Source organism: Aphanizomenon flos-aquae FACHB-1287 (assembly GCF_014698755.1).
Lineage (GTDB): Bacteria > Cyanobacteriota > Cyanobacteriia > Cyanobacteriales > Nostocaceae > Dolichospermum > Dolichospermum flosaquae.
In genome coordinates, this window is sequence record NZ_JACJTO010000028.1 from 13,279 (window position 1) to 38,105 (window position 24,827).

At 37.3% G+C, this 24,827-nt stretch carries 22 protein-coding genes, 2 tRNA genes and 2 pseudogenes; 8 read left to right on the forward strand and 18 right to left on the reverse strand.

Annotated features, from left to right (window positions below):
* Positions 1-190: 190 nt before the first annotated feature.
* Positions 191-841 (forward strand): hypothetical protein, encoded by a 651-nt coding sequence (locus H6G44_RS13745; RefSeq protein ID WP_190387108.1) that lies wholly within the window; start codon positions 191-193, stop codon positions 839-841.
* Between the two features lie 523 nt (positions 842-1,364).
* On the opposite strand, the pseudogene H6G44_RS13750 reads toward H6G44_RS13745, so the two are convergent.
* A pseudogene (locus H6G44_RS13750) lies at positions 1,365-1,682 on the reverse strand (cytochrome b/b6 domain-containing protein); the annotation flags it as partial.
* A 317-nt stretch (positions 1,683-1,999) separates the two neighbouring features.
* On the opposite strand from H6G44_RS13750, the gene nblS reads away from it, so the two are divergent.
* A complete protein-coding gene (gene nblS, locus H6G44_RS13755; RefSeq protein ID WP_190387107.1) occupies positions 2,000-4,012 on the forward strand; it encodes a two-component system sensor histidine kinase NblS in 2,013 nt (670 codons plus the stop codon).
* On the opposite strand, the pseudogene H6G44_RS20760 reads toward nblS, so the two are convergent.
* A pseudogene (locus H6G44_RS20760) lies at positions 3,972-4,091 on the reverse strand (zinc ribbon domain-containing protein); the annotation flags it as partial. The gene nblS and the pseudogene H6G44_RS20760 overlap by 41 nt on opposite strands.
* Positions 4,092-4,266: 175 nt before the next feature.
* Here H6G44_RS20760 and H6G44_RS13760 point away from each other — a divergent pair.
* Positions 4,267-4,788 (forward strand): hypothetical protein, encoded by a 522-nt coding sequence (locus H6G44_RS13760; protein WP_190387106.1) that lies wholly within the window; start codon positions 4,267-4,269, stop codon positions 4,786-4,788.
* Between the two features lie 408 nt (positions 4,789-5,196).
* Positions 5,197-5,269 (forward strand) — tRNA-Ala (locus tag H6G44_RS13765).
* A 383-nt stretch (positions 5,270-5,652) separates the two neighbouring features.
* Here the strand turns inward: H6G44_RS13765 and H6G44_RS13770 are convergent.
* Together H6G44_RS13770 and H6G44_RS13775 are read right to left on the reverse strand one after the other, a co-directional pair.
* Positions 5,653-5,726: transfer RNA gene (locus H6G44_RS13770), tRNA-Pro, on the reverse strand.
* Between the two features lie 162 nt (positions 5,727-5,888).
* Positions 5,889-6,416 carry a GNAT family N-acetyltransferase gene (locus H6G44_RS13775; protein ID WP_190387105.1) on the reverse strand — a complete coding sequence of 176 codons (528 nt, stop codon included), beginning with the start codon at positions 6,414-6,416 and terminating at the stop codon, positions 5,889-5,891.
* Between the two features lie 334 nt (positions 6,417-6,750).
* Here H6G44_RS13775 and H6G44_RS13780 point away from each other — a divergent pair, with 334 nt between their 5' ends.
* Positions 6,751-7,647 (forward strand): alpha/beta fold hydrolase, encoded by an 897-nt coding sequence (locus H6G44_RS13780; RefSeq protein ID WP_190484397.1) that lies wholly within the window; start codon positions 6,751-6,753, stop codon positions 7,645-7,647.
* A 92-nt stretch (positions 7,648-7,739) separates the two neighbouring features.
* Here H6G44_RS13780 and tsaD read toward each other — a convergent pair whose 3' ends face one another.
* Complete coding sequence (tsaD, locus tag H6G44_RS13785) at positions 7,740-8,783, reverse strand: tRNA (adenosine(37)-N6)-threonylcarbamoyltransferase complex transferase subunit TsaD (RefSeq protein WP_190387104.1); 1,044 nt, start codon at positions 8,781-8,783, stop codon at positions 7,740-7,742.
* Between the two features lie 301 nt (positions 8,784-9,084).
* Between tsaD and H6G44_RS13790 the strand changes: the two genes are divergently transcribed.
* The 3 genes from H6G44_RS13790 (at position 9,085) to H6G44_RS13800 (ending at position 10,463) form a co-directional block, all read left to right on the forward strand.
* Positions 9,085-9,579: a Photosystem I reaction center subunit III gene (locus H6G44_RS13790; protein ID WP_190387103.1), complete on the forward strand. Its 495-nt coding sequence runs from the start codon at positions 9,085-9,087 to the stop codon at positions 9,577-9,579.
* Positions 9,580-9,618: 39 nt separating this feature from the next.
* Positions 9,619-9,765: a photosystem I reaction center subunit IX gene (psaJ, locus tag H6G44_RS13795; protein ID WP_015079100.1), complete on the forward strand. Its 147-nt coding sequence runs from the start codon at positions 9,619-9,621 to the stop codon at positions 9,763-9,765.
* 236 nt (positions 9,766-10,001) lie between these two features.
* Positions 10,002-10,463: a photosystem I reaction center subunit XI gene (locus H6G44_RS13800; protein ID WP_190387102.1), complete on the forward strand. Its 462-nt coding sequence runs from the start codon at positions 10,002-10,004 to the stop codon at positions 10,461-10,463.
* Positions 10,464-10,582: 119 nt separating this feature from the next.
* On the opposite strand, the gene gmk is transcribed toward H6G44_RS13800, so the two are convergent.
* From gmk to H6G44_RS13855, 13 genes are all read right to left on the reverse strand, one after another.
* Entirely contained in the window at positions 10,583-11,179 is a 597-nt protein-coding gene (gene gmk, locus H6G44_RS13805; protein ID WP_190387101.1) for a guanylate kinase, read from the reverse strand.
* Between the two features lie 161 nt (positions 11,180-11,340).
* Positions 11,341-11,469, reverse strand: coding sequence for a hypothetical protein (locus tag H6G44_RS20535; protein WP_276513861.1), 129 nt, complete (start codon positions 11,467-11,469; stop codon positions 11,341-11,343).
* On the reverse strand, positions 11,462-12,523 hold the full coding sequence (locus H6G44_RS13810; protein ID WP_190387100.1) for an ATP-dependent 6-phosphofructokinase: 1,062 nt from the start codon (positions 12,521-12,523) through the stop codon (positions 11,462-11,464). Before H6G44_RS13810 ends, H6G44_RS20535 begins: the two co-directional genes overlap by 8 nt.
* Before the next feature lie 25 nt (positions 12,524-12,548).
* Positions 12,549-13,568 (reverse strand): dihydroorotate dehydrogenase-like protein, encoded by a 1,020-nt coding sequence (locus H6G44_RS13815; protein ID WP_190387099.1) that lies wholly within the window; start codon positions 13,566-13,568, stop codon positions 12,549-12,551.
* A gap of 159 nt (positions 13,569-13,727) precedes the next feature.
* On the reverse strand, positions 13,728-17,330 hold the full coding sequence (nifJ, locus tag H6G44_RS13820; protein ID WP_190484394.1) for a pyruvate:ferredoxin (flavodoxin) oxidoreductase: 3,603 nt from the start codon (positions 17,328-17,330) through the stop codon (positions 13,728-13,730).
* Between the two features lie 233 nt (positions 17,331-17,563).
* Positions 17,564-17,875 carry a HetP family heterocyst commitment protein gene (locus tag H6G44_RS13825; protein ID WP_190387098.1) on the reverse strand — a complete coding sequence of 104 codons (312 nt, stop codon included), beginning with the start codon at positions 17,873-17,875 and terminating at the stop codon, positions 17,564-17,566.
* A gap of 1,103 nt (positions 17,876-18,978) precedes the next feature.
* Entirely contained in the window at positions 18,979-19,614 is a 636-nt protein-coding gene (locus H6G44_RS13830; RefSeq protein WP_190387097.1) for a phosphoribosyltransferase, read from the reverse strand.
* 5 nt (positions 19,615-19,619) lie between these two features.
* Positions 19,620-19,961, reverse strand: a complete 342-nt coding sequence (locus tag H6G44_RS13835; protein ID WP_190387096.1) for an Hpt domain-containing protein — start codon at positions 19,959-19,961, stop codon at positions 19,620-19,622.
* Between the two features lie 188 nt (positions 19,962-20,149).
* Complete coding sequence (locus tag H6G44_RS13840; protein ID WP_190387095.1) at positions 20,150-20,593, reverse strand: SRPBCC family protein; 444 nt, start codon at positions 20,591-20,593, stop codon at positions 20,150-20,152.
* A 13-nt stretch (positions 20,594-20,606) separates the two neighbouring features.
* Entirely contained in the window at positions 20,607-20,780 is a 174-nt protein-coding gene (locus H6G44_RS20670; protein ID WP_313885305.1) for a hypothetical protein, read from the reverse strand.
* A gap of 77 nt (positions 20,781-20,857) precedes the next feature.
* The gene (zds, locus tag H6G44_RS13845) at positions 20,858-22,297 is read right to left on the reverse strand and encodes a 9,9'-di-cis-zeta-carotene desaturase (protein ID WP_190387094.1); all 1,440 of its coding nucleotides are present in this window, start codon (positions 22,295-22,297) and stop codon (positions 20,858-20,860) included.
* 285 nt (positions 22,298-22,582) lie between these two features.
* Positions 22,583-22,753 (reverse strand): CopG family transcriptional regulator, encoded by a 171-nt coding sequence (locus tag H6G44_RS13850; protein ID WP_190387119.1) that lies wholly within the window; start codon positions 22,751-22,753, stop codon positions 22,583-22,585.
* Positions 22,754-23,171: 418 nt separating this feature from the next.
* Positions 23,172-24,785 carry a DUF6930 domain-containing protein gene (locus tag H6G44_RS13855; protein ID WP_190387093.1) on the reverse strand — a complete coding sequence of 538 codons (1,614 nt, stop codon included), beginning with the start codon at positions 24,783-24,785 and terminating at the stop codon, positions 23,172-23,174.
* Positions 24,786-24,827: the final 42 nt, after the last annotated feature.

Here is a 24,827-nt window from a genome sequence, read left to right on the forward strand (position 1 = left end):
ATTTAAAATCAATTGTCAACCCCCCTTGATAGTATTTTTTGGGCTTTTATTAGGAGTAGGAATTATTCGATAAGTTATGGAGTTACAAAATCATCTGCGTTTATCTGTGTTTATCTGCGTTTCATTCCTATGTAGCTATAAGGATAGGAAATGCTATTATTTACAATTTATATGATCACAAAAATGAGCCATGCTAAACCCTTACTGTAGTTTACGAGTTCAAAAGGAAAAAATCAGCAGAAAGAATAAATTACATTTCACTCCTCCTTTTTGGTGCTTATCTTTGATAGTCTGTAATTTCTGCTTGTTCTTTTCTCCCGGATTTTATTATTCTCTAATTGCGAAAAGTATTGTTCCCAAACCCGTAAATCTTGAAATTAGTAATTCCTGTTCTGAGCAAAGTTTAGAAACTTTAACAGCTAAATTAATGTTAGATATACCTGGTTATACCAACCGGGTTATTCAGCGTTCCCGTCGTCTGAGTCGAAATTTTGAGACTTTTTCCTATATTTTAGTAGCGGGTAAACCAGAGTTTGAATCTTTACCATTAAATCCTGGTATTGATTATGGGAACAACTATAAAGCGGCGGGGGTAAAACAGATTTTCTTTACTACCTTAGAAAGAAAATATATTAATAAGAAACCTGTAGAATTACAAGAATTTCACAGGCTATTTTTGACAAAAACTAACATCGGTTGGACTGTGGTGATGATGTTTTCTCAAACTTCTGAGTATCCAGTTAAACCTCCTATCGCACCACCCAGAAATAGTAGTCATGGTGCGATCGCTCAAGGTGTTAAACTATGGTTACAGGATTGTCAGGCTGGAAGTGTTCGATAACCGTTCTATAAAACTTACCCAAAATTACCAAAGTCTAGACACATTTGGATAGCGATAATTTTGGTGTTTATTTTCTGCTTCATTGCGGTCTTAGAATGACTTCTAAGAGGTTTTTCCGCTCGACAGACAATAAGAGTAAAACTTACCGTTTCTGACTGTTAAGGGATAAAAATATCCGTAAACCATCGGTCAATATCTTTAGCTGCGTTAGGGCATTTCCGCCAACTTTCTGCTCTAAATGCCAATGAAAATAAACAAATATTGCCAGTAATAAAATAGGAATAATTGCTGTATAAATAATTCGATGCCAAGCATAATTTAAGCGTTGGTGATTCTAACTTTTTTGTAATGATTGAATGCAGAAGTGTTGAATGTTAAGATTTTGAGGATTGTGTCCAAGTTGTGCATTGGTATTGGTGATACCAAATTTGATCAATTAATGACTCTATTCTCAATAGACAATGGATTTTACCTGGGTAAAACGCAAAGATTGTAAAGTTTTATTGCAGGATTCAACACTTGTGGATTGAATGTCATTTGCACCAACAAATCTATTTTTCCAGCGGCGGGTAACAACAATATAAATTCCATAGCAGAAAACATTGATAGAAAATAGCCACATAGCGGCAAAATGCCAATTTCTACCTCCAGCCAACCAACCACCTAAGGTAAACAGCGGAAAAATACGTAAGCCACCACGGCCACCAAAAACAGGATTAGCATTATAAATTTGCAATCCACTGGTAAGCATGATCAATAAACTGATAAAATCGCAATAGTGAAAAATTTTCGCACCGATTGCTGGAATTGGTAATTTAGGTGATACTGCAGGATAAGTCATAGATAGAATAACAAAAATTAATGAGTTTATAGGTATTTTGAGAAGAATTTACTGAGTGAGAATGTTAGTTAAATCGGGGAAAATAAGCATATTCTTGACTTTGGATTTGATATTATTACCTATTTTACATTATCATGATTACATTTCATAACCTCCTTTTCAAAGTTTTGACGATTATTCCAAAAAACATAGTTAAATTAGAAAAGAAGGGGTGATCGGACAAAATTAATTATATCCATTGTCTTTCTGTTCCCTGCTCCTGATAACCCGATTGAATGTAATTTTGTCCAACTACTTACTAACACCTGTATTTTAAGATGCTGGCTATTTTCAGAAATTTCCGAAACGAATTTACCTCTGGTTGGTCAAAAGCGATAGCTTCCCTCTCAACAACCGTTGCCAATTGGTGGTCAAAGTTCACCCTTCAGACCAAACTTCTAGCTGTGGCCACCCTCACGGTTTCCTTGGTGATGAGTGGCTTGACTTTCTGGGCTGTGAACACAATCCAGCAGGATGCCCGTCTCAATGATACCCGCTTTGGTCGTGATTTAGGATTGTTGCTGGCGGCTAATTTAGCCCCTCTAATTGCTGATAACAATCTCACTCAAGTTGCGGAATTTTCCCAACGTTTTTACAGTGCTACTTCTAGCGTGCGTTATATGTTATACGCCGATAAAACTGGGAAAATCTTTTTTAGTATTCCTTTTTGGGAGCCAGAGGTGGAAAACTCCCTCGCCATTAAGCGTCATATCCAATTATCAGAAGATAATCGTAGTAATGAAGATCAGCCAATGGTTAGGCAGCATAACACGCCTGATGGCGTAATTACTGATGTTTTTGTGCCTTTAATAGTAGATAATAAATATTTAGGTGTATTAGCAGTTGGTATTAATCCTAATAAAACTACAGTCATATCGACTAATTTTACCCGTGATGTTACTATTGCCGTTTTCATCACAATTTGGGTGATGGTAATTTTAGCAGGAGTAATTAATGCTTTAACTATTACCAAACCTATTAAAGAATTATTGGTAGGTGTTAAACAAATTGCGGCTGGAAATTTTAAACAACGTATAGACATACCACTAGGCGGTGAATTAGGAGAACTAATTTTCAGATTCAATGAAATGGCAGAACGGCTAGAACGTTATGAAGAACAAAATATTGAAGAATTGACCGCCGAAAAAGCTAAATTAGAAACCTTAGTTTCTACCATTGCTGATGGTGCTGTCTTGATTGATGATAATATGCAAGTAATATTAGTTAATCCCACCGCCAGGCGTATTTTTGGTTGGGAAGGTACAGAAGTTGTAGGTAGTAATATACTCAATCATTTACCCCACAGTGTACAAATGGAAATATCCCGGACTTTGTATGCCATGGCTATAGGTGAATGTGAAAGTGCCGAATTTCGTATTCTCCTCAAACAACCCACTCAACGAGCAATTCGCATTCTTTTAACAACTGTTCTCAACTTACAACGGGAAAGTATTAAAGGTATCGCTATCACTGTTCAAGATATTACCCGTGAGGTAGAACTAAATGAAGCAAAAAGCCAATTTATTAGCAATATTTCCCACGAATTACGCACACCTTTATTTAATATCAAAACCTATATTGAAACCTTACATGATTATGGCGAAGATTTAGGTATTGATGAACGCAAGGAATTTCTACAAACAGTTAATAATGAAACTGATAGACTCACCCGTTTAGTTAATGATGTTTTAGATTTATCAAAACTTGAATCTGGGCGTAATTACACTTTTGACAAGATAGATTTATCACAAGCACTAGAACAAACATTACGCACTTATCAGCTTAATGCTAAGGATAAAGGTATTGAACTATGTCAGGAAATAACTCCTAATTTACCTTTAGTTCTGGGAAATTATGATTTGTTATTGCAAGTTTTCGGGAATTTAATTGGTAATTCTCTCAAATTTACTTTAGTCGGTGGCAAGGTAGTTATTCGTGCCTATCAACTAGATGCTAATTCTAATTCTCATCATTCTGGCAAGGTTAGAATTGAAATTAGTGATACAGGAATTGGTATAGCCCCAGAAGATCAACGGGCAATTTTTGACCGATTTTTTCGCGTGGAAAACAGAGTTCATACTTTAGAAGGAACAGGTTTGGGTTTATCAATTGTCAGAAATATTATTGATAGACATCATAGTCAAGTTAATTTGGTTAGTGAGGTGGGTATCGGTACTACTTTTTGGTTTGATTTAGAGGTGTTTGAGGAACAAATTCCATCAACTGTGGAAATTACTCCAGATTTTCTTGAGCGCGGTACAAAGGAATACCAGGATGTCCGTAAGCTTTGAGCAATAGTTGACACTGAGGACAAGTAATTGCTTGACTATTAATAATTTGATGGCAACGAGGACAAGATATAGTAGTCAAAATTAGAAAAGAATACATAAGGAAATATTCTAATTTTAGCTATTATCTCCAATAAATTCCCTGTAAATTGGAATAATAAAATATCCCATTCTTTGAAGAAGTTTACATTTGACTTTTGTTGTCACCTCAAGACTTATACTTGAATAATGACAGTGTAATTGGAGTTAATCATGTAATGACTAAAAAAAATCTCTCTAACTTAATACAGGAAGAAAGCACAAAATTTACACCTTTTCCAGATGAACCCATAATTGAAATTATTGCTGAAGCTGTATTAGAACCGAAAGTACAAACCTCTGAAGCTCCAACTCCCGCAATTAAAAATCAGTCCGAAGTAGAAGCAATTATAAAAGAATTGCAAAAAACTGTGGATACATTAAAACAAAAAGAATCTAATCTCACAAAACAAATTAGTGATTTACAAATAGCTGTTTCTGAAAAAGAAGCATTAGCAGAACGCTTAACTCAAGAACTTCATGAAACAAAACAAACAGCATTACAACTAGCAGATTCTAACTTTCAGTTGCTAGAAGAAATCAAGTTTTTAAAACAACCTTATCAACAACCTAGTCCACAATCTAGTCAAATTTCCAAATCTATTCAATACAAAAAATCACATAGGTCAATAGAAAGACTGCAAGAAAAGCCCAGTCAAGATAGTGAGGATTTTTCCAAAAATACCTGGTTATATGATTAAAATCAGAATTCAGGAGTCAGAATGTTTTATCAATCTCTAGATTATTAAATGCAAGTTTGGGATTACTTTTATAAAGCTGACTATTGTATTCTAGTAGTTAGCTTGATTTTTTAAATATGGCTCTTCGGTACTTGTTATCCTAAACCAAAAAGTTGAGAGAAGGGAACTCTTAACTGGGAAAAAAAATTAATTTTCTAGTTTTTTAATAATACTAGCTTTATATTTTTCAGTAGGGTTTGTCAACAAAAATACTTACTCTATAGTGAGAATTATCAAGGTTAATTCACTACTTAATATTTCTTAACATAAATACCTTGACTGAATTGACATAAACTTGCATAATATTAGGAGTGAAGGCACTAAGAGAAACTAACCAATAAGCTAAAAAGCTTACTGTATTGGGATTTCGGGGTTATAGCGCAGTTGGTAGCGCACCTCAATGGCATTGAGGGGGTCAGCGGTTCGAATCCGCTTAGCTCCATAGAATGAGATGATACTATTTACAAGTTTACAACTCAAGCCCACGATTCGCTGCTCTAAACTTTGTTCTGTCGGAAGTACCCTGGTTTAGAAACTGGCCTTGAAACAACGGATAAATTAACTAAAATAGTAAGAGTAGTTAAACGATTAAGCGCAAATTATTCTCACTGTTGGCTGGTCATATCTTGCCAAATGGTTTAGAATTTGTGATTATACATCCATTATTCCGTCTACCTTATAGAGTTTTATTTTCTGATTCTCTTATTCATTATACTCAGAAAGTGACAGAAAAGGAATATGTCAAAATCAGCATCTACAAGACTTGATTTTTACCTAACCTCCTATAATAGCTGAAAAAGAAAATCTCTTTCCTTTACGTATCAATCGGGATGACAGGATTCGAACCTGCGGCATCCTGCTCCCAAAGCAGGCGCGCTACCAAGCTGCGCTACATCCCGTAAAGTCATAGAAACCAACCTAGACATAAATCAAATTATGTTTGTTTGGTTCATCTCGACAATCATAACACAAAAAATAATAAATGTAAACCCAATCATTTAGAAAAATAAGATTTAGGGAAATATTCGTAATTCCCTAATTCCCAGTCTCGGACACCTTAATTACTGAGGATACCAAAACATTCCTTTTATACCTTCAGGATCTGACATAAAGCCCATAGTCTTGTAGAAATCTACAACATGAGGGTCAGCAAAAAGAGTGACATTACTAATTTCTTCACTCCTAAGTTTTTTGAGGACATATTTCATTAATGCCCTACCTAGCCCTCTACTTTGAAAATCAGGATGAACTACTACATCCCAAATAGTAGCATTAAAGGCATGGTCTGAGGTTGCACGGGCAAAACCAATCAAACGCCTCTTGTTTCCTCGCACTTGCCACATAGAGGCCACGAGAAAACTATGCTCAATAGCTTTTTTTACTTTTCTAAGGGGGCGACGTGACCAGCCAACTGCATCACAGAGTTCTTCGAGTTCATAAAGATCAATATCTCTTTCTGTACTGAAAACGATTTGATCCTTACTTACATTAGAATCATCTTCAACTCCTGCCGTATAATCATTAACAGCAGTGTTTTTATTTGTCGCTAAAGATTCAGAAGAGCTAAACCAAGTTTTCCAAAAACCCATGCCAATGCAGTTCGGGTAGTATGACTAAAATTGGTTTCCACTTTTTAAAAGTGTTGATTCACATTTAACATCACCATGATCATTGCTGGCCAGTTCACTAGAAACATTGTAGGTGTTTTAGCGATTTGCAATACTTATGGCTAGTTATCAGGTGTTTCTTCCCAATCACTCTCAACTTTAGCATTTTATTTTGCCACTACTCCATAAAACTTACTCAAGTTTATAGTTAAAAAAAAGAGAGAATAGGTTAAGAGGTAATTACCAAATTACCAGCAACTTGAAATTATTTAGTTGTATTGAGTCGCACCCACCCGTAAGGGTACGATATTTAATTATGGCAACAATAGAAATCTTAGGTGTTCCACATAGATATGAGCTAACTGCTCCTACATCATGCCCCCATACTTTAGTATTTATCCACGGTTGGCTTAATAGTTGTGTGTATTGGCAACCCGTGATTTCTCGTCTATCACTAGATTTTCAATGTTTATCTTATGATTTACGTGGCTTTGGTGAATCACAGTCCCAGGTAACATCAGAACATACGGATATAGAATTGACTGCGACAGGCTCTATTATGCTTAGTTCGTCTTTAGATTCTCTATATTCTCCCTCTGCTTATGCTCAGGATTTAGCCGTTCTTCTCCAACACCTGAATATTTCTAGTGCTTGGTTAATAGGTCATTCTTTAGGAGGGACTATTGCGTTATGGACTGCGGCTCAATTACCTAATTATGCTCAGGGTGTAATTTGTATTAATGCAGGTGGGGGAATTTATCTCAAAGAAGCATTTGAGCAATTCCGGGCTGTAGGTCAGAAATTTTTACAAGTTCGTCCTCGTTGGCTTTCACAAATGCCTTTAATTGATTTATTGTTTACTAAAGCTAGTGTATTGCATCCTTTAGAGCGATTTTGGTCCCGTCAACGACTGATTGATTTTATTGTCGCTGACCCTGAAGCTGCTTTAGGAACTCTTTTAGATTCGACTACGGAAGAAGAAATTAACTGTTTACCCCAATTAGTATCCAAATTAAAGCAGCCAGTGTACTTTTTAGCAGGTGCTGATGATAAGGTAATGGAACCCAAATATATTCGCCATTTAGCCAGCTTTCATTGGCTTTTCCAATATGTTGGTGATAATGTGATTGAAATTTCTGATTGCGGGCATCTGGCTATGTTAGAGCAACCAGAAGCCGTAGCTAAACATATTTGCTCAATAGTTGGTGGTTAGTGGTCAGTTGTCAGTTGTCAGTTGTCAGTGGTAACTTTCTTTCTTCTTTCTTCCTCCTGATAGCGAAGCGTGGCGTTAGCCATACTCCTGAACTAATTTTCGTATAACTGCATAACCTGGTTCAGTGAGAGCCGGGAATGCACTCCTAATGTGAGAGGTGAAGTTCTCCCCAGTGATAGGTGTTCGGCGGCTGCACAGCCAATCATGGCGGCGTTGTCAGTGCAAAATTTCAAGGGGGGGAAAAGAACCCGGAAGTTATGTTTGCTTGCTGCTGCTTGTAAATGCTTTCTCAGTCCACTATTGGCAGCTACACCACCACCCACCGTAATGGTATCTAGTCCATAATTACGAGCGCAGGTGATCGCTCTTTTTGTCAGCGATCGCGCTATAGTATCTTGGAAACTAGCTACAATATCAGCTATTGGTACTTCTTTACCCTCTTTCTCGAATTGCTGCACTAAACGTAATACTGCCGTTTTTAATCCGCTAAAACTACAATCATAAAGATGATAGCCCCCACCAGGTAAAGAAATTTTTCCTTCTGGCAACGCAAAGGCGTGGGGATTACCAGTTTGCGCTAATTTGTCAATTATTGGACCACCGGGATAACCTAGTTTTAACAACCGCGCCACCTTATCAAAAGCCTCACCCGCCGCATCATCACGGGTTTCTCCCAGGGTTTCGTATATACCATAATCTTTAACGTAAATCAAGCTTGTATGACCGCCGGAAACAAGTAAGCTAAGAAAGGGAGGATTTAAAGTTGGCTCTGTCAAGTAAGTTGCGTAAATATGACCTTCTAGGTGATGTACCCCTAAAAAAGGCAAATTATGGACAATTGCTAGAGTTTTGGCGGCTGTTAATCCCACCAGCAACGCCCCTACCAACCCAGGAGCGCAAGTTGCAGCCACGCCATCAATTTGACTCCAATTTAGATGACTAGAGGCCATCGCTTGTTCTATTTCATAATTCAGCGTTTCTAAATGCTGACGTGAGGCTACTTCTGGCACTACCCCACCATATTGTTGATGAACGGAAATTTGTGAAGCAACAATACTGCTACAAACTTCACGATTCTTAATAATTGCAACAGCAGTTTCATCACAACTGGTTTCAATGGCTAAAACGGTTGTCATAGGAGATTAATAGGGAATAGGGAACAGGGAACAGGGAACAGGGAACAGGGAACAGGCAAAAAGGTAATGACAACTGACAACTAACCTCCGACAACTGACCACCAACAACTGACCACCGACCACCAACAACTGACCCCCTTCCTATCTTTTTATTGAGAAGCTTTAATTTTTATTGACTTCAACTTTACTCAGTTCCCAGGTAAGAGTATGATAACTTCCTAGTTATCTAAAATAAAGACTGTACAAGCCGCTTCGTTTTGTACATGAAACTTCTCGTTTTGTAATAAAAGGAAACAACTCCATGAGACGATTGTTTGCTTTGCTTTTAGCGGTTACTCTTTGGTTCAATTTTGCTCCTGAAGCTAAAGCACTAGGTGCAAATCTTGTCCCCTGTAAAGACTCCCCCGCCTTTCAAGAGCTAGCACAAAATGCCCGCAACACCACTTCTGACCCCGAATCAGGTAAAAAGCGGTTTGAACGTTATTCTCAAGCGCTCTGTGGTCCTGAAGGTTATCCTCACCTGATTGTAGATGGCCGTCTTGATCATGCTGGTGATTTTTTGATCCCTAGTATTCTCTTTCTTTACATTGCTGGTTGGATTGGCTGGGTAGGCCGTGCTTATCTACAAGCAATCAAAAAAGAAAAAGATGCGGAGCAAAAAGAAATCCAAATTGATTTGGGAATTGCTCTACCTATCATCACCTCCGGTTTTGCTTGGCCAGCAGCAGCAATCAAAGAATTGCTCTCTGGGGAGTTAACAGCGAAGGATTCAGAAATTACCGTTTCGCCACGTTAATTCATTTGTTTTCACTCACTCATTCTGGAGAATAAATTCATGGCTGAAAAAGGTAACGAAACTAACTACTTGATTACATTCATCTCTACTGCCCCCGTTGCAGCTACCATCTGGTTGACAATCACAGCCGGGATTTTGATTGAATTTAATCGCTTCTTCCCTGACTTACTTTTTCACCCCCTATAGGTTGAAAATCCAGGTCAGAAAAGCTAATTTACTTGGCTTTTGTTTGTAGATTGTCTAGTTGAGTGTTTAAACACGACTAAGTGATATCACTAAAATTGGCAATCCTCATAAATGTATGAAACTCGTCATGTTGTCCATCCTTTATGGGTTTCATACTTTTCTAACCGAGCAAACAACATGGCTCAACCAGTAAGCTCATCAAAAACTTACCTAGTGATCCAAGGAATCGAAAAATTATGGCCACAGCAGCACGTGACCCACAAAACGGCGATCTAGAAACCCCCATCAATTCCGCTCCTTTGGTGAAGTGGTTTATTAGCAATTTACCAGCTTACCGACCCGGTTTAAATCCTTTTAGACGCGGTCTGGAAGTTGGTATGGCTCATGGTTATTTACTATTTGGACCTTTCCATAAATTAGGTCCGTTACGTAATGCCCCCAATGCTACCTTAGCCGGTTTATTAGGCAGTATTGGCTTGGTTGTAATTTTAACAGCTTGCCTATCCTTATACGCCAACAGCAATCCTGATAAGGCTCTTGCTAGTATTGCTGCACCCAATCCTCCTGTTGATGCCTTTAACTCTAAGGAAAGCTGGAATAATTTTGCCAGCGCTTTCTTGATTGGTGGTATCGGTGGTGCAGTGGTTGCTTTCTTCTTGACCAGTAATTCTGGATTAATCCAAGGTTTATTGGGTTAATTTTATTCTTGGTAATGGGTAATATTGACTAATTTGGTCTATTATCTATTACCAAGTTAGGGAATCGGCAACAGAAACCACATAGGTGATAATTTTATCCATCATCAATTACTAGGTAATCACGCAAAAATAGCTTGCTCTATTTCATTTAAAGCCTTCTCAAAATCGTCATTGATGATTTGTAAATCAAATTCATTAGCAGCAGCCATTTCTTCTTGAGCACGCTGTAAACGACGAGTTATAGCTTCTTCTGAATCTTGTCCTCGTCTACGTATCCGCCCTTCTAATTCGGGAAATGAAGGTGGTAAAATAAAAATACTGAGAGAATTAGGGAAGTTATGACGAATTTGCCTTGCTCCTTCTAACTCAATTTCTAGCACTACCAACTTGCCCGACTGAACATGATTAAGCACAGCTTCACGAAGCGTACCATAACAGTTACCAGCAAATTCTGCCCACTCTAAAAATTCACCTTGAGTAACCAACTCCTCAAATTGGTTACGGCTGATAAAGTAATAGTTCTTACCATTTATTTCTCCCGGACGAGGAGAACGAGTCGTTGCGGATACTGAATAATGTAATTCTGGATAGCGCTGGAGAATTTCATTCATTAAAGTACCTTTCCCGACTCCACTCGGACCGGTTAAAACAATTAATTTGCCCAAAGGTGAGCTTTGTTTCTTACTTGTATAATTCTGGACAGGTAAACCTTGCATTAGCTGTGAAAAGAGTGAATTAATAAATACAAATGATTCCTTAGTCTTGTTTTAGCTGCGAAAACAATTAATATCAATTTGAATTTGAGATACAGCACTTCCCGGTGTTATGAGGTAGATATCTAGCTGGCAAGATGCCGGCACCACAAGAGTTTCATGGTTCAACTTTGTACCTCATTTTCAGCGGAAAACACTGTATAAGCTTTTTCTGTAGTCAAATAAATAATCTTAACAATGAATCGCACCTTTACCTCTACTGATTCTAACCAATTATCAATTAGCTTATTCACCAATATATATTCCTAATGACCGAGCGGTTTGGACTAAATCACCTTGAGGATTAACAAGAGAGGGATTTTTAGCGATAACATCTTGAATGGGGAAAGTGACCACTTTGCCATTTTGCCAGGCTAACATTTGGTCATATTTATTTTGGGCAATTAAATCAACTGCTACTTTACCAAACATACTAGCCGTGAGACGGTCTAAAGCTGAGGGTATACCACCACGTTGAATATGTCCTAATACAGAAACTCTAGTATCAATTAGGTGATGACTACAATTAGCAATTTTCTCCGCAATATATTGACCTTGACCATATTTAGTATTGGTAGAAATAGAAGGATTATTAGCATCTTCCAAACAAGTAGATATACCTTCAGCAACAACAATGATAGCAAATTTTTTTTGCCAGCGATCGCGTAATTCGGTAAGATGATGACATATTCCGCGAATAGTATAGGGGACTTCAGGGATTAAAATTACATCAGCGCCTCCAGCAATTCCTGAGTATAGAGCTAAATGTCCGGTACTGCGTCCCATAACTTCGATAATCATCACTCGGTCATGACTAGCAGCAGTAAATATGAGACGATTAATGGCATCAACAATTGTATTTAGTGCCGTATCAAAACCAATTGAGCGTTCTGTGAAAGCGACATCATGATCAATAGTTTTGGGAATAGCAATTAAATTCCAATGACCTAAAACGGCTAATTGATGAATAATATTTAAACTACCATTTCCACTAATAGCTATTAAAGCATCGATGGCGATCGCTTGATAACCGGCTAATATTTTATTAGCATGGGCTAAAGTATCTCCTTTACTAATACTACCTAAAATCGTTCCTCCCATACTTAGTAACGGGTCAATTCCGCGTAAATCCCAACCGTGTATACTTAAAGGTACAGTTTTTCGTTCTAGCAAACCCTGAGTAGCATAAGGAATACCCACAACTTCCCAGTCATAAGTCCGTGTAGCATGACTGACAACTGCGCGAATTACACAATTTAAACCAGGACAGTCACCACCACTGGTAAGAATACCGATACGTTTTTTCATTGTTTGTCAGTTGTTACCTACTTACCTAACTTTTTGTATAAACTCTACCCGAATCTGGATTATAGGTTTGCAAAGCCTTCATATATTGAGCGCGTTCAAAAGCACTAGGATTAGGACAATTTAACTGGCTCATGCTACCTTGCATTTGCGTTACAGATTCATATTCATGGGTTTTCATCCATTCCTGCAGGTCTTTTTCTAAACACTGAATATGGTTAATTCCCTCCCGCAATAATACAGAACACAACATAGTTACATTAGCGCCTACCATTAACATTTTAACCACATCATGGGCATTGTGAATACCGCTAGTTGCAGCCAAACTGCTATGAATCTGACCATAGAGAATGGCTATCCAGCGCAGGGGTAAACGCATAGCTTGAGCAGTGCTTAAAAGTACATGAGGTTCAACTTCTAAATGTTCTAAATTAATATCTGGTTGATAAAACCGATTAAATAATACTAAACCATCAGTCCCAGCATGATCTAAACGTTTAGCAATATTCGCAGTATTGGTAAAATAAGGACTGAGTTTTACAGCTACAGGAATAGTGACTGCACTTTTCACAGATTTAAGAATATCAAGATAATTTTGCTCGATATCATGACTACTTAAATCTGGATTAGTGGGAACATAATAAATATTTAATTCTAGTGCTGATGCTCCTGCTTCTTCCATGAGTTTACCATATTTAGTCCAACCTCCCAAAGACGAACCATTCAAACTAGCAATAATAGGAATATCTACTTTTTCCTTAGCCTTGCGAATATGTTCTAAATATTCTTCTGGTCCAATTCGGAAATTAATAGATTCAGGAAAATAGGTTAAAGCCTCAGCAAAACTTTCTGTACCATAAGTTAAATGATGATGAAGTTCGTATTTTTCTAAAGTTAATTGTTCTTCAAATAGTGAGTGCATAACTACTGCACTTGCACCTGCATCTTCCATTAATTTAATATTATCAATGTCTTCGGAAAGTGGAGAAGCAGAAGGAACTAAAGGGGATTTTAATTCTAAACCTAAATATGTGGTAGTTAAGTTCATAAATTTGGGAATGGGTTATTTTTTCTTTCTGTCTCCTGACTCCTGATATTAATTCAATTAAGATAAATGAACCACAGAGGCACGGAGGACACAGAGACAGAAAATCTCAAAAAATTTGGCGCATTTTCACAAAGAAACGGTATGACTCTTAATTTAGCTTTATTGTAATTTTCTGGCGGCTAAATATTGATACATTTGCCAACGGGTATTAACGTCATTTTGGGCTTCTTTAAGCAGTTCTTTGGCTGTTTCTGGGTTAATTTTGGTCAACATTTTAAACCGATTTTCCATGTACATAGAATTTTCTATTGGTATTTTGGGCGAGCGAGAATCGAGTTGTAGGGGGTTTTCTCCCTGTTTAATGCGGTCGGGGTGATAGCGATATAATAACCAGCGTCCAGAGTCTACAGCAGCCCTTTGATTTTGCATAGCTGTACTCATGTTAATACCATGAGCAATACAATGACTGTAGGCAATAATTAATGATGGACCATCGTAAGCTTCGGCTTCTAAGAAAGTTTTTAGGGTTTGTTCATCTTTCGCGCCCATTGCTACACTAGCAACATAAACATTACCATAGGTCATGGCCATTAAACCTAAATCTTTCTTAGTTGTAGGTTTACCACCTGCGGCGAATTTTGCTACTGCACCTTTAGGGGTAGATTTGGACATTTGACCTCCAGTATTAGAATAAACTTCTGTGTCTAATACGAGAATATTAACGTTGCGTCCACTAGCAATGACATGATCTAATCCACCATAACCAATATCATAAGCCCAACCGTCACCTCCAATGATCCAAACACTTTTTTTAACTAAATAATCAACGAGAGATTGAAGATTTTTGAACGCAGATAAACGCTGACAAACACTGATAGAATCCTCTTTCATCTGCGCTAATCTGTGTTCATCTGCGGTGATAATTTCTTTTAATTTTCCTTTGAGAATAGCAATTCGTTCTCGTTGTTGATAAATATCCGATTCGTCTTTTTGTTCTGCGTTGAGAATATCTGTAACTAGAGTTTCACCTATTTGGGGTGCAAGTTGTTGGAGTAAATAAGCTGCAAATTCTGCTTGTTTATCTATGGAAATGCGGAAACCTAAGCCAAATTCGGCATTATCTTCAAATAGACTATTAGACCATGCTGGACCTCTACCTTCTGCGTTTTTTGTCCAAGGTGTGGTAGGTAAGTTACCACCATAGATAGATGAACAACCGGTGGCATTAGCGACGATCATGCGATCGCCAAATAATTGTGTTACAAGTTTAATATAGGGTGTTTCTCCACATCCTGCACAAGCACCAGAAAACTCAAATAATGGTTCTTGCATTTGCTGTTGATTAATATGATTTAACTGCAATTTAAGTCTATCTGGGTTAGGAAGATTTAAGAAGAAATCCCAATTTTCTCGTTCTTGTTCTCTTAATGGTTTTTGCGCTGCCATATTAATAGCTTTTTTGCGTGGTTCGGCTTTATTTTTTGCGGGACAAACATCAACACAAATACCGCAACCAGTACAATCTTCTGCTGCTACTTGAATGGTAAACTTTAAATCATGCCAATTGTGTTCTTTTGCATCTGTACTTTTAAAGGTTTCTGGGGCATTTTCTAGTTCTTCTGGTGCATATACTTTAGCACGAATTACACTGTGAGGACACACCATTACACATTTACCACATTGAATACAAACGTCGGTATCCCAAACAGGAATTTCTTCAGCAATATTGCGTTTTTCCCATTTAGATGTACCTGTGGGATATGTACCATCTACAGGTAATGCACTCACGGGTAAATCATCACCTTCACGGGCAATCATTTTACCTAAAACATCGCGGATAAATGCTGGTGCATGATCGGGAATTGACGACATTTTTATATTATTTTGTTCCCTGTTATTTGTTCTCTTTTCTCTAATTTCATGGAGATTTTCCAAGGTTCTATCAACTGCTTGGATATTCATTTGTATAATTTCTTCTCCTTTTTTAATGTAAGTTTTACGAATTGATTTTTTAATTTCTACTATTGCTTCCTCTCTTGTTAAAATACCAGAAATAGCGAAGAAACAGACCTGCATTACTGTGTTGATATGTCCACCCATTCCCGCTTCACGGGCGACTTTATAGGCGTTAATTACATAAAATTTGATATTTTTGTTAATTATCTCTGTTTGGATTATGGGAGGTAATTTATCCCAAACTTCATCTTTATTGAAATGTGAATTTAATAAAAACGTGCCACCAGGAATAATATCTTTTAATATCAGGAATTTTTCTAAAAATTCCCATTGATGACAAGCGACAAAGTTAGCTTTAGTAATTAAATAGGTAGAACGGATTGGTTGAGAACCAAAGCGCAAATGAGAAATTGTCACAGAACCAGATTTTTTAGAATCATAAACAAAATAACCTTGGGCATAATTATCTGTTTCTTCTCCAATAATTTTAATTGAGTTTTTATTTGCTCCCACTGTACCATCTGCACCTAAACCATAGAAAATTGCCCTAACTATATGATCTGATTCTATATTAAATTCGGGATTATATGCTAAACTAGTATGGGTTATATCATCATTAATCCCGACAGTAAAATGATTTTTTGGTGTTTGCAAATCTAAATTATCAAATACAGATTTTACCATTGCTGGTGTAAATTCTTTAGAAGATAAACCATATCTTCCTCCCACAACTTTGATTTTGTGAAGTTGGTTTTCTGCTAAGGCTGTAACCACATCTATATATAATGGTTCACCAATTGCTCCCGCTTCTTTTGTTCTGTCTAAAACTCCAATACTGCGGGTAGTTTTAGGCAAAGAATTAATAAATCTTTGGGTATCAAAGGGACGATATAATCTAACTTTGATAACTCCGACTTTTTCACCTTTTTGATGCAGATAATCTACGGTTTCGTGAACTGTTTCGCAACCAGAACCCATGAGAATAATTATTTTTTCTGCTTCTGGATGTCCATAATAATCAAATAATTTATATTTTCTGCCTATATTCTCAGCAAATTCATCCATTATCTGTTGAGTAATATCTAGACAAGCTGAATAAAAAGAATTTACTGTTTCTCTCGCTTGAAAATAAACATCAGAATTTTGTGCCGTTCCTCGTAATACTGGTTTATCAGGTGTTAAACCTCGTAAACGATGAGCAATTACTAACTCTAAAGGAATAAATTTTTGCAGGTCTTCAGTTGTTAGTATTTCTACTTTATTGATTTCATGAGAAGTGCGAAAACCATCAAAAAAGTGTAAGTAAGGAATACGAGATGCTAAAGTTGCTTTTGTGGAAATTAGGGCAAAATCATGGGCTTCTTGCACAGAAGCAGCACACAACATGGCAAAACCGCTAGTTCTTGCGGCCATGACATCACTATGATCTCCGAAAATAGAGAGGGCTTGGGCGGCAAGCGATCGCGCTGCAACATGAAATACTGTAGATGTAAGTTCACCAGCAATTTTATACATATTGGGAATCATTAACATCAATCCCTGAGAAGCTGTAAAAGTTGTTGTCAGTGAACCGCTTTGTAAAGCCCCATGTACAGCACCAGCAACCCCCCCTTCACTCTGCAACTGCACCACAGAAGGAACAGTTCCCCAGATGTTCGGTTTTCCCTCACTCATCCAAGTATCGGACCATTCAGCCATGGGGGAAGATGGTGTAATGGGATAAATGGCAATCACCTCATTTAGCTGGTAGACAATCTTAGCCACAGCTTCATTACCGTCTATAGTTGCATAGGTTCTCGTGTTCATATTCCTTGACCTTCAGAAACTCATTAATTTTTCGTAATTGGTATTTTCCCAACCATAAATTCCCTGATTTATCTAAAAACGAAAGTTTGAGGAACTTGTGAGAAAAACTTAGCAGAAATTTCCCATAGGATAGTTGATATAAAATCCCCCGTACTGATCTTAGTATGGGGGCTAAATGATAAAAAAATCCCAAATTATTCTGGTTTTAAGGAATAATTTTCTTTTCAGTTACTCTACCTTTTGGCTGTGGTTAGTAATTGAGATGAATCTCTATAATTAGGACTATTTACAGAGGTGGAAACATCGGCTTTTTGTTTTTGTTGACTAGATGTTATAGGTGTAACAATTTGGCGATTTTCCTTCATTAATCGGCTGTAAGTCCGTTGTGGAATATAGTGAATTGGATTGTAATCAATGCAACGTAAAATCAGCACACAAGCCCAAGAATACCTTCCATCAGTAATAGCTGCAATGATATTATTGAACTGTTCGGGAGTGATGACACTATGAAAATCGTTCTGAGAAGAAGAGGCCTGATAGTTCATAACTAACCCTGATCTAATCTTGTAGGACTGAAAGTTAATAAGTTGTAATAATTCAGAACAGAGAATCTTTAGAGTCAAAATTTATGAGGCTTTTATTGTCAAATTTAGGAATTTTTATCCTAGTTTGAAAAGCCTTCTAAATCATGAGTTCTAAATTTCTAAATCCTCAATTACAAGCAGAAATTAATTGGATCTTCTAGGTGACAACCTTATCTGGAAGCGATATGCAAAGCATTTAATTCTCTTAATAAATAACTTAGATATCTAAGATCGAGTATAGCGATTATTTTTCGACTAAATATCAATATTATTTGTGATTATAAGAGAATTTTATTAATTTTCTGTGAGGTGAGCAGTGATATATATTCAATTCGATGATATATCATTTAGTTCGTCAGATTTTCGGCAATTGAGAATGATTCGTTTATTAATGTCAACCTGTTCTGACGGTTTTTCGCTAAGTTCATTGTTTCATAAAAAATCGGAAAGTATTTCAATAGTCATTCAACTTGCAAATATTTCCTGTTTTTAGGTTTTTAAATTCTCCTTGTGACATTATTATATCTATAATAGTATGTTTTCCCTAATGAGTAAGCCAAAATGGCATTTTTCTCTATAAAAAGTATACAAAATTTCAGTTTTATCAAATCATTATTAAAATACTATCATAAGAGGTATTTACAAAAATGGCATAAAGACATCAATTTATTTTCAGTTATTCTTAATTTTTTGGCTAAGTTAATTACACTTAATCAGGAAATACTCAACTTATTAAAAGGTTTTGAGGAATTGAGCAATATTTGTATAAAAATGGACTATTTAAAAAGTGGTATAACTCGTATTTACAAAATGATAATCATATCAAATGTACGTTAGTGGCTGCTAAAATGTTCACCTATTCTTTATCACATAACTAATAAATTTCCCTCTATCTATAAGAGTAGATAAAAGTTCATTCTTTAGATAGAAAAAATAATTGACTAACTTATATCATTTTCCAATTTAATGAAGAACACACCGATTTATTCCCTATTTCCTATTCCCTAAAAATAAAAAACTTTGTACCTCACTACCATGGGAAATGCTATATTTATTATCAGATGTTAACTTCCTAGAAGTGCGCGAACTTCGTTATCTGTAGTTTGGCTAAAATCCTCGTACCATAAACCAATTGCAGACATTATTTCTGGACATTGCAAACAAATTATATCATCTACTTCTAAGCGCAATTCTTGACAAGCAGCGAGGGGTGCAACGGGAACAGCGACGACAATTTTCGCCGGTTGCTGTTGTTGAAGAATAGTTAGGGCTGCTCGCATAGTTGCACCAGTAGCAATACCATCATCTATTAAAATCACTATTTTATTTTTAACATTAATTGCTGGTTTATTATCTCGATAAACCTGATTCCGTCGCTTTAATTCTCGCAATTCCTGGTTAATAACTTGGGTAATTTTTTCTTCATCTATTCCCAAAGAATTAATTATATTTTGGTTGAAAACTATGGTATTTTCAGACGCAATAGCCCCCATGGCCAGTTCTTTGTGTCCAGGTACACCCAGTTTTCTGACTATACACACATCCATGGCCACATTCAAAAGTTTAGCAACCTCAAAAGCAACTGGAACACCACCACGAGGTAAAGCTAGTACCAAGACATCTTTAACATTAGTATATGCTTGTAAATGTTGAGCTAACATTTTACCGGCTTGAATGCGATTAGAAAATCTTTTGCTCATGACACTTATACTATTTTCTTTAAAGCAATTTCAACTTGTTTATACTCGTTAATCAACCGTGACACCAATTCTAAAACCCCTTCTAAATTACCACTTTTCACCTTTGATTCTAATTGTAAGCAAAGCTGATAGAGGTTCATTGCTCCCAAAGAAGCACTGCTAGACTTTAAATTATGAGCTGTCCTACCAAGAGTATTAGTATCTTGATTGGTGACAGATGTTTGAATAGCAGCGATCATTCTAGGAGATTCAATCAGATAACAATTGATTATTTCCGCTAAAACTTCCTGATTATCTCCCACCATATCCAGTAAGGATTTGAAAACCTGAGTATCTATCGGAGACATGAATAAAATTTTGAGCCTGTTAAATTTCAATATTTTGACTTTATTAATATAGCAACCGACAAGCCAGTTAAAATATTAATTGTTCATAAACTTGAAAAATTCATCAGTCTATATGAGGTACAAAGTTTTTAGTTTTAGGGAATAGAGAACAGAGAACTGGTGCGTACTTCATGAGACTGGGAAACGTATTAATTTTCTTTCACATTCAAAGCATATTCTTTAAACCTTTCTAAATCCGCTTGAATTGTAGACTCTACCACCTTCCCTAAAAACAAATTATCCATAAGTTTACCAATTAAGCCAGGAATAGCGTAGGAAACGGTCATTTTGACAATACTATTACTTTGGCGATTATAAAAGCGAATTGCTCCTTGATTTGGTAAACCATCTACTGATTCCCATTGAATAATTTGATGAGAAATTATTTTGGTAATTCGAGATTTCCAAGAGAAATTTAACCCTCCTGTACTCAGTTTCCACAGAGAAATTTCTGGGTTATCTTCGGAAATTTTCACGGAATCAATCCATTTCATCCATTTAGGCATTTGCTCTAAATCAGACCACAAACCCCAGGATAATTCTATAGGAACTTCTACTTCTACTTGTACACTATGTTCTAACCATTCACTCATAGGATTTTAGATTTTAGACTGGTAATTGGTAATTGGTAATTGGTAATTGGTAATTGGTAATTGGTAATTGGTAATTGGTAATTGGTAATTGGTAATTGGTAATTGGTAATTGGTAATTGGTAATTGGTAATTGGTAATTGGTAATTGGTAATTGGTAATTGGTGATTATGAAATCATAATTCCCTATTCCCTATTCCCTATTCCCTATTCCCTATTCCCTGTCCCCTGTCCCCTGTCCCCTGTCCCCTGTTCCCCATTTGTCACCTACTTCTTCAGACTTTCTAAAATTACCTTAGCTGCACGTTTTCCAGAGACTGTTGCTCCTTCCATGCTGTCAATATAATCTTGTTGTGTATAACTTCCCGCGAGGAAAAAGTTAGAGATAGGTGTTTTTTGATTGGGACGATAAGCGTCCATTCCTGGTGCTTCTCTGTATAAAGATTGAGCTAATTTAACAACGTTGTACCAAGTCATGTTTAGATCTCTGGAGGAAGGGAACAGTTCATGGACTTGTTTAAGAACGTGGTGAGCAATCTCTTCATTGCTTTGTTTAATAAAAGGATCTCCCGGTGTCAATACCAGTTGCAATAATGAACCCTCCCCAGGACGATAATAATCCGCAGGACTAGTTAAGGCCAAATCAGCAAAACAGGAAAAATCAGCATCAGCGGTATACAACAAGTTATCTATCCCTACTGCGTGATTTAGCTGGTTGCGTTTTTCCTCATCTTGTAATTCTGTCACCCAACCATTAAATCGTAGCTGCACTGTGGCGACTGGGACCGCATCTAATTTATAAATGTTATCAAATTCTGGCCATTTTCGCCAAGGTTGGGGTAAAACTCGCTGAATTCCAGGAACATCACAAGCACAAAGATAAGCATCAGCATTGATCACTTCTTCTGTATCACCCTGAGCAACTAGTATACCAGTAACCTGAGTTTCTTCTCCCGACTCAGCAAACTGAATTTCCCGCACTTGACGACGGGTGTATATTTTTGTGCCTCTTTCTTCTAGATATTTAACAATAGGTTTGTGTAAATATTCCTGGGGTGAACCTTCTAGCATTCGCAGAACTGAAGCTTCGGTTCTAACTGCAAAAAACTGGAAGATCGTCAACATACACCGAGCAGAAATATTGTCACAATCTATAAATCCCAGAGCGTAAGCAATTGGATTCCATAGACGCTTAATACTACCTTTACTGCCTCCGTGACGATAGAACCAGTCAGAAAAACTGATTTTATCTAATTTGCGGATAGTTTTCATTGCCCCGTCAAAGTCTACCAAACCCTGAACTATGGGACTAGTACCCAGAGCGATAGCATTTTGGAATTTATCTTGTAGGGAAAGTTGGGAAGTGGTGAAAAACGCCTTTAATCCATTAAAAGGCGCACCAGTAAAAAAGCGAAAATCTAACGCCCCGGTTTTTCCACCTTTATTGATAAAAGTATGACTATGTTCTTTTAGGCGTAAATTATCTCCAGCACCTACCTTCTCCATTAATGCAAATAGATTGTAGTAGCAGCCGAAAAAGACGTGCAGTCCCATTTCAATATGATTGCCCTCACTGTCTACCCAACTGCTGACTTTACCACCTACAAAGGGGCGAGACTCGAAAATTTCCACCTCGCAACCTGCATCTACTAAATCTACAGCAGTTACTAATCCCGCTAATCCCGCACCTACAATTGCAACGCGCATTCCCTCGTTCCTTGTTCAGTTTCTTTACAAATTGTAACTGAATTGTTGACATACTCACCGACCTGAAGGTGCGGTGATTCTTGACACTTCAATGAAACACGCCACAAGTGGTCTTATCGTCCCTCCATGTCCGTTTAAAGTCTCCCAATGCCCTATGGCGACTATGACCAAATTTTAACATAAAGCCGTCCTAGAAGGACGGGGCTTGTGTCCCGTCTTTTCGGTCAATTGTCAGTTGTCAGTTGAAAATATCTTCTCCCTGTTCCCCTGCTCCCCTGCTCCCTATCAGCTAATTACCACTTCATCACCCTGGGGTAAACTTCTAATTAATTCCCGAATCACGTCCGTTGCGGGTCTACCTGTCTGTTGACAATATTTTTCTAGTTTTTCCGCTTCTTGCGTTGCGAGATTAACTGTTATGCGTTTAACCGCCCATTTTTTATTTGTCATTATTATGCACTTTGCTGTATAGTAACTTGATTTAGAGAGTCTGGTCACTCAAAACAAAAATGATACTATGAAAGTTAATCAGAATTAAAAAGGTAACAAAGACACTAATCCTATTTAAAATTTTCAGTGTGTCAACTACTTGCCCAAATAAATTTGGCGATAACTTTGCTTGAATACAGGGAAGTCCTTGTTATTTTAACCTGAGTACCATTGATTCGACCTATCAATGTGCTCATAGGAAACATAGATATCCTTTGATGTATAGGACTCCCATTTGATTTTCGATAGTTTGCGTGGCGTAGCCATACAAAACTTGTTACTTAATATCCTACAATCCTCTTACCTTTTGCTTTTTGCTTTTCTACGTAAGAAGATTCAGAGATCAAACCAGACTCCTATATAAATTCTAGGTATATCTATTTCTTTAGTCAACTATTTGCAAGCTTAATTCTTCCGAGGAAAGAACATGAGCTTCTAATAGAGCCATCATATCTCCTAATTGGGGATTACCACGAGCAGCGCCGGTCAATCCTTTAGCAATAATTAAACCGCAATGGCCTTTGGTACGTTGACAACGCTGATGCCATTTTCTCTTGGCTTCTATGTGCACTGGATCACCATCTAAGAATTGCCCAAACAAAAATAATTCACTATTATGTGTTTGTAATAAACCTAAGTCATAAAGATCATTATCTATGGGATCGGTGACGGCGTGAAAACAGATGGCGTTTAGTCCGCCGGCGGCTTGAATATTTTCAATAATTCTCTTAGCTTTGGGGCGAGAGGTTTGAACAACAATAACAGGTAAACCATCACCGACTGGTTCAAATTTCTCTGCGGCTTGGTAGTTTGGTTCATGACGCAGGCGATTTAATGTTTCCCAGGGTAATACACTCAGACTCATAAAAGCGTCTTCTGGGATTAAGTCGTCTCTTAAGGCTTCAAATATGGAATCATTTTCATTTTCTTCATCATCATCCAAATTAAAACCAGCCATTTCTTCTAATTCTGCTGTCAATTCTGGCATGGTAGAAACAGTGACAGTTAAGGATTGAGGATTTTTGTCCTGTTCTGGTAGGGAAATGCGATAACGTTGGCTGAGGGTGAGAAAATCTTCTCTGGATAATTGCCGATGATGATCACGGAGAAACCGTAATAAACTTTCTACAGCGACAAAGGCAAGTAGTGCTTCTTCTTCATACAAAACTGAACGTAATCCTTCTAGGGGATGAATATTACCGAAGGTAGGTTCAATTTCTGAAGCCGGCATTTCTGCAAAATTATCAACCTCATCATCGTCGTCATCATCTAATGAATCAAAGGTGATAAATACGCAATCTTGCCGGAGGAAGGCCTCTTCTAAGTCTTGATTCATTTCGTCTTCATTGGCTAGAACAGCAGCCCGAAACCGTTTTAGGGAATCTTCCGAACGATAAAACAAAATTCCATATTCAATTCCTAGCATTCCCATAATTGAGACATAAAGTTTCTCTACGTCCCATTGATTGATCTCTATGGATATAATTTGCTGTTCTTCTAGAAAATTCCAAGGGGAGGTTTGCCAGACTTCTAAGGCTTTATCACGGAGGATTTTGGCATATTTGGGTGGTAAATCGGGAGTTTTACTATCAATGACTTCAGCAAAAGAGCGAAAAAGTTCATCAATTATCGGTAATTCTGGCGAGTAGTCAATGGTAATATCTAGATCTTGTAACACTCCGCGCAAGTAAAATTGAATTTCCCGGTCACGGACGACTATTTTTTGTGGTCTACCGGGTTTGGCGGGACTTTGGGGATGTTCTATTGCCCGCATAAGGGTACGCACAATGGCTTCTGGTCCCAGGGCGGGGTCTACCATGTCCATGGCTCTTACAATGCCTTCAGAGCCATCTACCCAAAGAATACAATCTCCTTTGGCTTCTGGGTCTGTAAATGGGGTGTGTGGTGATGACAATGGACGGCGATCGCCCTCCCATACAGAAGGAATCTGGGTTAATTTCTGCAACCGACGACTGGTAGAGCGATTAAAACTTGTCATAAAGTAAATGAATCAAAACAAAGCGATTATAGAATTAGACTT